This is a genomic window from Marinobacter sp. OP 3.4, assembly GCF_036224885.1.
Taxonomy (GTDB): Bacteria; Pseudomonadota; Gammaproteobacteria; order Pseudomonadales; family Oleiphilaceae; genus Marinobacter.
The window spans coordinates 1-10,618 of record NZ_JAVVLT010000033.1 but is presented as its reverse complement, the minus strand read 5'-3'; the positions used below and the strand labels follow the sequence as shown (position 1 = coordinate 10,618).

Below are 10,618 nucleotides of genomic sequence, written 5' to 3'. Positions count from 1 at the left end.
GACTACTTCTTCCTGAAGATAAAAGCAGCGTTTCCCGGTAAAGCGCGATGAACCATAAAAAAGCCCGGCATTTCTGCCGGGCTTCGTTATTGGCGGAGAGGGAGGGATTCGAACCCTCGATACGCTATTAACGTATACACACTTTCCAGGCGTGCGCCTTCAGCCACTCGGCCACCTCTCCAATAAACTGTTCCAAATCAGCGACCTCGTCGCTCATTTGAGGGCGAAAACTGTAATGGTTTTTTTGGGGTTTGGCAACCGTTGGCCTGAAAAAAATCCTCGTTGGTCAGGATGTGAACACACCGGCCTGCTGGATGACCATGTACACAGCGGTACCGGCCACGATGGACAGCAGGGCGTTCCGACGCCATAGATGCAGGGCAATCACAACCGCACAGGGTAGCAGGGCGTCAATGCCGAACGCCGGGGCTTTCCAGCTGGCGGACTGGATCAGGAAGACAACGACCAGCAGCGCCATGACGGCAGCGGGCAGGTAGCGGCCAATGTGCAGCAGTAGCGGATGCTCGTGGTGCCGGGACAGGAACAGGAACGGTATCACCCGCGTGGCAAAGGTGGCGGCGGTGGCTACCGCGATGAAGGCCAGGATATAGGTTGTGTCATCCATGGCTCTGCTCCGGGCTGGGGGATTTCCTGCGCTGGTACTGAAGCAGCAAGGCGCCGGTGGCCAGCACCACCGCACCAATCAGCTGGTGGGCATCTGGCAGCAGGGCCACCGCCACTGCCGCTGCCAGCGCGCCGGTCCATAGTGGGAAGGTTTCGCCAAGGGCCTTGTACTGCTCAATGGTCAGCACGATAAACAGGGCCACCAACGCGAACTCAATGCCGGTACTGTCAAAGCTGATGTTGTCACCGAGCAGGGCGCCGATGGCGCAACCGGCCACCCAGTAGCACTGGTTCAGCAGGGTGATCATGAAGTCGTTGCGTTGTTCCTGCTCCCGGGACCCTGGCCGGGGGCGGCTGGTAAGCAGTGAATAGGTTTCGTCCGTCAGGCCGAAGATCAGGTAGGCCTTGCGCCAGCCAGCACCCCGGAACTGGCCGAGCAGTGACAACCCATAGAACAGGTGGCGGGCGTTGAGCACGAACATGGCCAGGAACACTTCCAGCAGCCCCGCTTGGGCCGCGATCAGGCTGACCGAGAGGATCTGGCCGGCCCCGGCGAAGATGGTGATGCCCATCAGTGGCGCGTACCACCAGGCGTAATCCAGTTGGGCGGTGAACAGCACCCCGAAGGCCATGCCCAGGGGCAGGTACCCGAACAGGATGGGCAGGGTCTGTCGGAACAGCGTCGGATTCATGGCGTTTCCGTAAACAGCAGTGACGGGAAGCGGCACATGGTAACCCGACCGTCGTTGCTTTGCCCATATCTGGTGCGGGCGCTGTTGATTTTACAATTTTTCACGGAAAATCCGGGACTTGCTCCGGCATCTGAAACAGAACTGTCATTCAAGTGCCATAGGGTGCCGACATCAGGTTTCTACCCGGAGTGATCCATGCTTGCCACCGTCCGTGCCCGTATCTTCTTCTTTGCGTTTCTGGCCGTAACGGCATTGGCGGCGCTGGCCGCCATTTCCTGGTCCATCATCGGCCAGGCCAGCAACGCCACGGACTCGTTGGTCAACCGGGAGCTCCACCAGTCGTGGCAGTTGACCGACCTGGAGGAGGACCTGCGTCAGATCCAGGACCTGGCCTACAAGATCAAGGCCCAGTTGCTGCTGTGGGATGAGATCAACGGGGAGTTCGACAATATCCGGGGAAGCCTGCCGGAGCACTGGCAGGCGATCTCCGACAACCCCGATCTGTCCCCCTGGGCTGAATCCCATCAGCAGGCCTATGGCGAGGTGGAAGCCCTGCTGGATGCGATGGCCGAGGGTATCCAGGCCAGGTCCTACTATCAGGTGGGGCAGGTCGTGGATTTCGAACTGGTGCCCGCGGTGGATCCGATGCTCATGGCGATCCGGGAGCAGCAACTGGAACGCCGCCAGGCCATCAAGTCCAGCGCCGACAGCCTGCTGGCCTTTATGGAGCGCCAGGGTGGTTACCTGGTGGCCGGTTCGCTGGTGTTCCTGGGGACGGTGTTGCTGATGACCCTATGGCTGCGGCATACCGTGATTCTCCGATTGCGTCGCACGGAAGCCGCCCTGCGGTATATGGAAGCCAATTCAGACCTGCGGGAGCCCCCGGTTGTGTCCGGGCGTGACGAGGTGGCCGGTGTGAGCACCGCGATTGGTGGCCTGGTGGCACGCATTGAGACGTTCATACAGGACACGCGCAAGGCAGCGCTGTCCCTGGACGAACGGGCCCGGGTCCTGGAGGAGGAAGCGGAAACCGTTCAGCAGGCCTCGCGGCAGACCCGGGACCAGGTGTCCGACGTGTCCACGTCAATGGATGAGATTACCGCCCAGGCGGACAACGTGGAAACCGCCGCCCGGGATTCCCGCGCCACCATCGCCACGGCGGTGGACGGTAACCGGGACATCCAGCAGGGGCTGGCCCGTTCCGAAGAAGCTGCCGATCATACGGTCCGGGTGATTGGCGAGGTGTCTGGTGCCATCCAGGTGTTGTCGTCGTCCACCGGCAAGGTGGAGCAGGTGGTGAGCGTGATCGCCGACATTGCCGAGCAGACCAACCTGCTGGCCCTGAACGCCGCCATCGAGGCGGCCCGTGCTGGTGAACACGGCCGGGGTTTCGCCGTGGTTGCGGATGAGGTACGGACCCTGTCCCGCCGTACGTCGGACTCCACCGGGGAAATCCGCCAGTGGGTGGGCGACCTGGTGGACAATGTTGACGGAATCGAGCAGCGGCTCCATGAAATGCGCAGTGCAGGGGATGAGAACCGCAGCGAGCTCAATAACCTGAGAGCGCATCTTGAAAGCCTTAACGAACACTTCTCCCGGCTGGAATCCCTGAGCCAGGATATCGACGGCGCCATCCTGGCCCAGCGGGACAACATCGACCGGGTTGGGCGTCGCTCCCAGAGCCTGACCCAGAGCGCCGAACGGCTGGTGGGCTCGGTATCCCAGACCCGGGAGGTGAGCGATGCCCTGCGCGTTGAGTCCGGCTCCATCCGTGAGATCGTCGCCCGTTTCAGTGTCCGGGACACCAGGCCCCATAATACCCCCTGAGTGAGTTATGATGGCCGTTCATTTTTCGCGGACGGAGGCGCCATCATGGACCAGACCGAAAAAATCTCCGAGGCGGATCCCCGCCAGGAACCCTTCGTGGTGGACACCAGCCTGCTGACGGACGATCAGTTGGAAGGGCTGGTCCAGGAATATTGCACCCGCTACCATGGCCTCAACGATCAGGAAAGCCCCCTGCAGGAACAGGACCGGGTGATGTCCGCCGTCCGGCGCGGAGACCTGGTGGTCTGGTTTGACCCCGTGGAGAATACAGCGGGGCTGGGGCGGCCTCCTTCCCCATAAACAGGCTGAATAATAGGGTATAACCTAAAGCCAGTTCTGTTTATAGCCGTTCCGCCGTATCATGATGTACCCGGTTTTCGTGAGGATGGAGGCAAGTCCCGGATGATCTCTGTCGTAAAGAAGTACCTGTCATACATGCAATGAAATCTGTCAGAATGAGGCGCTGTCAGCTTTGTCGACTGATTCCGACCGGCCCGGGCTTTATGAAACCCGCCGGATTATCGATACTTGGCAACCACAGGTTTTGATTACGCGGGTAAAAAAGCTACAGTTTTCCAAAGGTGTTAATTCGTAGGCTATTCGTTCATTCCGACTGGCGGTACAATCGGTGGATTCCACCGCGCATCGCAGCATTGATCCAGGCAAGAGGTGAACATTGATCAGCGTACTGGTTGTAGATGACCACGAACTGGTTCGTTCCGGGATTACCCGGATGCTGGCCGATAACCCGGATATCCAGGTACTTGGCGAAGCCTCGTCCGGTGAAGAGGCGGTGGAGGCGGTACGCAAGAACCGCCCGGACATTGTGCTGATGGATATCCGCATGCCCGGTATCGGGGGCCTGGAGGCAACCCGCAAGATCCTGCGGCTGGACGATTCCATACGGGTGATCGTGGTGACGGCCTGTGCCGACGATCCCTATCCCACCCGGGTCATGCAGGCGGGCGCCACTGCCTATATCACCAAGGGTGCCGATATCGACGAGATGGTGCGGGCCATCCGCAAGGCCCACGCCGGCCAGCGCTACATCAGCCCCGAGATCGCCCAGAAAATGGCCCTCAAGCAGCTGGGTGGTGACGCCGAGGATCAGGATGAATCCCTGTTCGACCGCCTGTCCGAGCGGGAGCTCCAGATTGCGATGATGGTGGTGGATTGCCAGAAGGTACAGGACATTTCCGACAAACTGTGCCTGAGTCCGAAAACGGTCAACAGTTACCGCTACCGGATCTTCGAGAAGCTGGAGATTTCCAGCGATGTGGAACTGGCCCTGATGGCGGTAAGGTTCGGGTTGCTGGATGCCGACAAGGTCTGACCCGGCTACGAAGCCACAGCCAGAGGACCAGGAATTCGACAGCAAGGCATTCCTCAAGCGGCTAACGGAACGCCCCGGCGTCTATCGCATGTACGATGGCGAGGGCAGGCTGCTGTATGTGGGCAAGGCCCGCAACCTCAAGAAGCGCGTTGGCAGCTATTTCCGCAAGACAGGCCTGGCCCCCAAGACTGCGGCCCTGGTGTCCCGCATCCATCATATTGAAGTCACGGTTACCGGCAGCGAAACCGAGGCCCTGCTGCTTGAGCAGAACCTGATCAAGTCGGAACGGCCGCCCTATAACATCCTGATGCGGGACGACAAGTCCTACCCGTATATCTACCTTTCACATCATTCCGACTATCCATCGCTGACGTTCCGGCGGGGACGCACCCGCAAGGGGCAGGGAACCTGGTTCGGTCCCTATCCCAGCTCTGGCGCAGTCAAGGAAAGTCTTAATATTCTGCAGAAGATCTTCCGCATAAGGGACTGTTCTGAAAGTTATTTCAGAAACCGGACAAGGCCCTGCCTGCAATACCAGATCAACCGCTGCACGGCCCCATGCGTTGGCTATGTGACGCCGGAGGAATACCAGGACGACGTCCGTCACGCCACCATGTTCCTGGAGGGAAAGAATCCAGCCATCATCCGGGACCTGATGGACACCATGGAGAAGGCCTCGGCCAACCTGGAATTCGAGAAGGCCGCCGCCTGCCGCGACCAGATCAACCATCTGCGTCACGTGCAGGAACAGCAGGCCATTGACAGCGAGGGTGGCGATGCCGATGTGGTGGCCATGGCCCAGGATGCCGGCGTTGTCTGCCTGGTGGTCATTATTGTCCGCGGTGGACGGGTACTGGGCACCAAGGACTACTTTCCCCGCTTCTCCATAGAACAGAGCGATGAGGAACTGCTGAGCGCGTTCCTCGGTCAGTTCTACTTCGGCGGCGCCACCCGGCGGGAGATTCCCCGGGACATTCTGGTTACCACCCTGCCGGAGGAACATGAGCTGTTATCCCAGGCCCTGTCGGAGCAGGCTGGTCGCGAGACGAGGATCCGCAGCAATGTCCGGGGGGAGCGACGCAAGTGGCTGGAACTGGCCCAGACCAATGCCCGCCAGACCCTGATGACCCACCTGGCCAGCAAGGAAACGGTCTATCGTCGCCTGCTGGCGCTGCGTGACCTGCTGGACCTGCCGGAGACGCCGTCGCGGATGGAATGCTTCGATATCAGCCACAGCTCCGGGGAAAACACGGTCGCATCCTGTGTGGTTTTCGACGAGAATGGGCCCCTCAAGAGCGACTACCGGCTCTACAATATTGAAGGGGTGACCGCTGGCGACGACTATGCCGCCATGCGACAGGTACTGACCCGCCGCTACCGGCGAATGGTGAACGGCGAAGGCAAGCGCCCGGACCTGGTGCTGATCGACGGCGGCAAGGGGCAGTTACGGATGGCCCGGGAAGTCTTCGAGGAACTGGAGATCCGTGATATACCATTGATCGGGGTCGCCAAGGGCGTCACCCGCAAGGCCGGTATGGAACAGCTGATTGATGCCCTGACGGACCGGGTCTTCCGGGTGCCTCCGGACTCGCCGGCGCTGCATCTGATCCAGCATATCCGGGATGAGAGCCATCGCTTTGCGATTTCCGGCCATCGGGCACGCCGGGACAAGAAACGGCGCCAGTCCACGCTGGAAGGCATCGAAGGGGTGGGGCCCAAACGCCGCCGGGACCTGATACGCTATTTTGGCAGTGTGCGGGGCTTGCGGGACGCCGGCATCGACGAAATTGCCAAGGTGCAGGGCATCAGCAAGGCCCTGGCCGAAACCATCTACGCCGCATTACACGACGAGTAGGGAATTAATGAATCTGCCGAACGTATTGACGCTGTCACGCATCGTGATGATTCCGGTCTTCGTGATGGTGTTCTACCTGCCCGTGGATTGGCGTTACGTGGCCAGCGCAGCGATATTCGCCATTGCTGCCGCCACCGACTGGCTCGACGGGTACCTGGCCCGCAAGCTCGACCAGTCCACGCCATTCGGCGCCTTCCTGGACCCGGTGGCCGATAAGCTGATGGTGGCGGTGGCCCTCACGGTCCTGATCGAGGAACACGCCAACTACCTCCTGACCATACCCGCCATGGTCATTATCGGTCGGGAGATCGTGATCTCGGCGTTGCGGGAATGGATGGCGGAAATTGGCAGCCGCGCCAGTGTGGCCGTCTCCTACATCGGCAAGATCAAGACCACCGCGCAGATGGTGGCCATCGTCCTGCTGCTGGCCGTACCGCCGGGTGTCATGATCTCGTACGCTGGCACGGCATTGCTGTATCTGGCGGCGATACTGACCTTCTGGTCCATGGTGCTCTACCTGCAGGCCGCCTGGTCGGATCTCTTTCCGGACAGCGACAGGTCTCAGTAATCGGAGAGCGCCGCCAACACCCAGTCGGCCAGCTCCCTCGACAGCTGATCCGAAGCCTGTCCGAACGCCCTGATCGCTGCCTCGATACCGTCGCCTTCCACCGGCACCCGCACCCGGAAATCCCGGGTCACCAGTGTGCGGCGGCTACCGTTCTCCACCAGTTGTGCCTGCAGGTACAGACGGACCGCTGTGTCGCTGCCATCGGTACGGTCTTCCTGGAAGGCTTTGAGCTCGGACGTCAGCGTGATGTCGCTGCCTGACCCGCTGGTGTCCGATACCACGGTGGCCATTCGTGGATCATCCCGCAGGGACCGTACTATGTGGTCACGCAATAACAGCGGCACGTCGGTCATCCACCGGACATCGCTGTAGGCAGCCAGTTCGTTGGGGCGGGGCTCGATCACAATGCGCTCTCCGCTGAGGACGCCGTTGGCCTGGGGCCGCACTACCTTCAATACCGGCAGTGCATCCTGGCCCGCGTCAGACACGGCGGGAGGCCGGTAGTCGTAGGGCAGGGTAAAGATCCGCAGCGGCTGTTTTTCGGGGAACAGGGCGACGCTGCAGCCCGTCAGGGCCATCATCAGGCCAAGGGCCCCCGCCCTGAAGAACCACGGAACAGGACGACTCATGGTGACACCTCCTGGATGGAGTCCTGGCCCAGCAGGGCGCGCCCCGGGTCTTCCTCCAGCCGCCGGGTAAGCAGGCTCAGGTTACGCAGAGTGGCCTGAAGTTCCTGCATGACCGGGGCCAGCTCTCCCAGGCTATGAAGGCCCTGACTGACAGAGCCCTCGTTCTCCGCCACCAGAGTATCGATCCTGACGGCGGCCCGGTTCAGGGCCTGGGCAGCCTCCCGGGTGGCGTTCAGGGTGGGATCCCCCTGGTTCTCCAGCAGCTCGCCCAGGTAATCCCCCAGGTCACTGTAACGGTCAAAGGTGGTCCTGGCCCGCTCGGCGGCATCATAGACACTCACCAGGGCCCGGTTCAGGTTGTCCCGCTCCGCCACCAGCGTGTCGGTGGTGGTCCTGAAATTCTGCAGGGTCACGGTGAGGTTTTCCGCGTTTTCCTCGGACAGGAAGCGATTGGCATTGGTGAGGAACCGGTCCGCCTTCTCGACGATGTGTTCACTGTTGCTGAGCAGGGTGCTGAACTGTGACGGTTCGGCCTCGATGTAGGGCGGGTTATCACGATCCCCCTCCAGTCTGGCGCTGTCCGGGGTACCGCCCCGGAACTGTATGGTCATGGCCCCGGTGATGTTGGCCAGGCTCAATGAGGCCTGGGTGTCCTCCCGCACCGGCACATCGCTGTACACCCGGACCAGGGCGCGGACGTGGCGGGGGTCCTCCGGGTCCAGGCTCAGCTTGACCACATTGCCCACCTCAATACCGCTGTACTGGACCGGACTGCCTTCGGACAGGCCGCTGACACCATAGTGGAAGCCAACCATGTAATGGCTGTAGTCGCGGTTGTTATCCGCATCGCCAAGCCAGAGGGCAAACAGCAGGATGGCGGCGAGGGTGGCCAGGGTAAAGACACCGATCACTACGTGGTGGGCTCTGGGTTCCACGTCAGCGGTCCTCCTCTACGGGTTGGCGGTGGGCTCCGGCAACAGCGCGGCCCCGGGGGCCATGGAAGTAGTCCTGAATCCATGGGTCCGGATGTCGTTCTACCACATCCAGTGAATCGGCGACCAGCACCTTGCCCCGGGCCAGCACAGCCACACGGTCACAGGTGGCGTACAGGGTGTCCAGGTCGTGGGTGACCATGAACACGCTGAAGCCCAGGGCATTGCGAAGGGTTCGCAGCAGTTCATCAAAGCCGGCTGCGCCGATGGGGTCCAGGCCGGCGGTAGGCTCATCCAGGAACAGTACCTCCGGGTCCAGGGCCAGGGCACGGGCCAGGGCGGCCCGCTTGACCATGCCGCCGGACAGCTCCGCCGGGTAATTCAGGGCGGCCTCCGGGGGCAGCCCCACCAGGGCCAGTTTCATGCGGGCCAGGTGTTCCGCGTTCCGCCGGCTCAGGCCGGCGTGCTCGATCAACGTCAGGGCAATGTTCTCCTGCAAGGTCAGGGAGGTAAACAGCGCGCCTCCCTGGAACAGTACACCGAAACGGCGCTCGGTAAGGGATCGCTGCTCCGGTGACAGGGCCATCAGGTCGTTGCCGAACACCCGGATAGTGCCGCCGTTGGCCCGACGGAGTCCGATGATGCTTCGTAATAACACCGACTTGCCGGTGCCGGAACCGCCCACCACTCCCAGAATCTCGCCGGGGAACAGGTCCAGGTCCAGGTTGTCGTGGACCCGGTGGTCACCAAAGCGGTTCTCCAGCCCCCTAACGGCTATCAACGGTTCCGTCACCATCCCATCTCCATGAAGAACAGGGCCGCGATGGCATCCAGCAGGATCACCATGAAGATCGACTGGACCACGCTGGAGGTGGTGTGCTGGCCGACGGATTCGGCGCTGCCACTGACCTTGAGGCCTTCGAGGCAACCGATCACGGCCACGACAAAGGCAAAGATTGGCGCCTTGCCCAGACCCACCAGGAAGTGGTTCAGGGGGATTTCCCGCTCGATGATCGACAGGAACTGGGTGATCGAGATGTCGAGGCTGTACAGGCAGACCATGGCGCCGCCGACAATCCCGCTGACCATGCCCACAAAGGTCAGGAACGGCAGGCTGATCACCATGGCCAGCACCCTGGGCACCACCAGCATCTCCATGGGGTCCAGGCCGGATGCTCGCAACGCATCAATCTCCTGGTTGGCCTTCATGGACCCGAGTTGCGCGGTGTAGGCACTGGCGGTGCGGCCGGCCAGGAGGATGGCCGCCAGCACCACGCCGAACTCCCGCAGGAAGGCAAAGGTGACCAGGTGGACGGTATAGATGGTGGCGCCGAACCGTTCCAGCACCGTGGCCCCCAGGAAGGCCACCACCGCACCCACCAGGAAGGTGAGCAGGGCGACGATGGGCAGGGCATTGAGGCCGGTACGCTGGACATGGGCCACCAGGGAGGTGAGCCGCCAGCGACCGGGATGGGGCAACATGGCCAGTATCGTGGTGAGGGTCTGACCGATAAACCCGGTCAGCAGCTTCTGGTCCCTGGCGAAGCCGGTGATCCAGCGACCGATCAGCGCCAGGGAATGACGCAGTCCGGAGGGTGGCACCGGTGGCCCGTCCTCAACGACCGATGTGGCACGGGCCACCGTCAGCAGCAGGCCCTTGCGCTCGGCTGCCAGATCCGGGTCGGATTCCGCCAGTTGTGCCAGGCGTTCGCCGCCCAGCAGTTCGGCAATCAGGCTGGCGCCGGCGCTGTCCAGTTGCCGCAGGTCGGACCAGTCGACCCGTTCCACGGTCCGGGCGGTTTCGGAGAGGGCCGAGTGGACCTCATGCCTGAGTTCCGTAAAACGGGACAACACCCAGTCATCCTGAAGGATGACCGTACCGTCCCTGATCGTCAGGCTGTTGCCGGCTGTCGGCATTCAAGGCTCCCGTACAGAAAAATGACTGATAACTGAATGATAGCGGATCCGGCGCGTTAGGAAATGTCGGACCGGTTGCGCAGTTGCAATGAAAGCCCCACTAAAACATAAACTTGATAAAAAGTGTTGACGGCCCGGGCGTAATCCGTAGAATACCCAGCCGTTGACGAGGCAACGCCTCTGAAGAGCGGGAATAGCTCAGTTGGTAGAGCACAACCTTGCCAAGGTTGGGGTCGCGAGT

At 61.7% G+C, this 10,618-nt stretch carries 11 protein-coding genes and 1 tRNA gene; 5 read left to right on the top strand and 7 right to left on the bottom strand.

Annotated elements, in window-relative coordinates:
• Positions 1-90: 90 nt before the first annotated feature.
• The 3 genes from RO069_RS06835 to RO069_RS06825 form a co-directional block, all read right to left on the bottom strand.
• A tRNA-Ser gene (locus tag RO069_RS06835) sits at positions 91-181 on the bottom strand.
• A 105-nt stretch (positions 182-286) separates the two neighbouring features.
• Positions 287-625, bottom strand: coding sequence for a branched-chain amino acid transporter permease (locus RO069_RS06830; RefSeq protein ID WP_328186225.1), 339 nt, complete (start codon positions 623-625; stop codon positions 287-289).
• Positions 618-1,316, bottom strand: a complete 699-nt coding sequence (locus RO069_RS06825) for an AzlC family ABC transporter permease (protein ID WP_328186223.1) — start codon at positions 1,314-1,316, stop codon at positions 618-620. Before RO069_RS06825 ends, RO069_RS06830 begins: the two co-directional genes overlap by 8 nt.
• A gap of 195 nt (positions 1,317-1,511) precedes the next feature.
• On the opposite strand from RO069_RS06825, the gene RO069_RS06820 reads away from it, so the two are divergent.
• From RO069_RS06820 to pgsA, 5 genes are all read left to right on the top strand, one after another.
• On the top strand, positions 1,512-3,143 hold the full coding sequence (locus RO069_RS06820; protein ID WP_328186222.1) for a methyl-accepting chemotaxis protein: 1,632 nt from the start codon (positions 1,512-1,514) through the stop codon (positions 3,141-3,143).
• Positions 3,144-3,188: 45 nt separating this feature from the next.
• Positions 3,189-3,443 carry a hypothetical protein gene (locus RO069_RS06815; protein ID WP_328186220.1) on the top strand — a complete coding sequence of 85 codons (255 nt, stop codon included), beginning with the start codon at positions 3,189-3,191 and terminating at the stop codon, positions 3,441-3,443.
• A 376-nt stretch (positions 3,444-3,819) separates the two neighbouring features.
• Complete coding sequence (uvrY, locus tag RO069_RS06810; protein WP_328186219.1) at positions 3,820-4,476, top strand: UvrY/SirA/GacA family response regulator transcription factor; 657 nt, start codon at positions 3,820-3,822, stop codon at positions 4,474-4,476.
• On the top strand, positions 4,460-6,331 hold the full coding sequence (gene uvrC, locus RO069_RS06805; protein ID WP_328186218.1) for an excinuclease ABC subunit UvrC: 1,872 nt from the start codon (positions 4,460-4,462) through the stop codon (positions 6,329-6,331). Before uvrY ends, uvrC begins: the two co-directional genes overlap by 17 nt.
• Before the next feature lie 7 nt (positions 6,332-6,338).
• Positions 6,339-6,899 (top strand): CDP-diacylglycerol--glycerol-3-phosphate 3-phosphatidyltransferase, encoded by a 561-nt coding sequence (pgsA, locus tag RO069_RS06800; RefSeq protein WP_328186216.1) that lies wholly within the window; start codon positions 6,339-6,341, stop codon positions 6,897-6,899.
• On the opposite strand, the gene RO069_RS06795 is transcribed toward pgsA, so the two are convergent.
• Genes RO069_RS06795 through RO069_RS06780 form a run of 4 tightly spaced genes read right to left on the bottom strand, consistent with a single transcriptional unit; the run spans position 6,893 to position 10,377 of the window.
• Positions 6,893-7,528 (bottom strand): ABC-type transport auxiliary lipoprotein family protein, encoded by a 636-nt coding sequence (locus RO069_RS06795; protein WP_328186215.1) that lies wholly within the window; start codon positions 7,526-7,528, stop codon positions 6,893-6,895. The two genes, pgsA and RO069_RS06795, sit on opposite strands and share 7 nt — an antisense overlap.
• Positions 7,525-8,463, bottom strand: a complete 939-nt coding sequence (locus RO069_RS06790; protein WP_328186213.1) for an MlaD family protein — start codon at positions 8,461-8,463, stop codon at positions 7,525-7,527. The genes RO069_RS06795 and RO069_RS06790 overlap by 4 nt, the downstream gene beginning before the upstream one ends.
• Before the next feature lies 1 nt (position 8,464).
• On the bottom strand, positions 8,465-9,256 hold the full coding sequence (locus tag RO069_RS06785; RefSeq protein ID WP_328186211.1) for an ABC transporter ATP-binding protein: 792 nt from the start codon (positions 9,254-9,256) through the stop codon (positions 8,465-8,467).
• Positions 9,250-10,377: an MlaE family ABC transporter permease gene (locus RO069_RS06780; RefSeq protein WP_328186209.1), complete on the bottom strand. Its 1,128-nt coding sequence runs from the start codon at positions 10,375-10,377 to the stop codon at positions 9,250-9,252. Before RO069_RS06780 ends, RO069_RS06785 begins: the two co-directional genes overlap by 7 nt.
• Positions 10,378-10,618 lie beyond the last annotated feature (241 nt).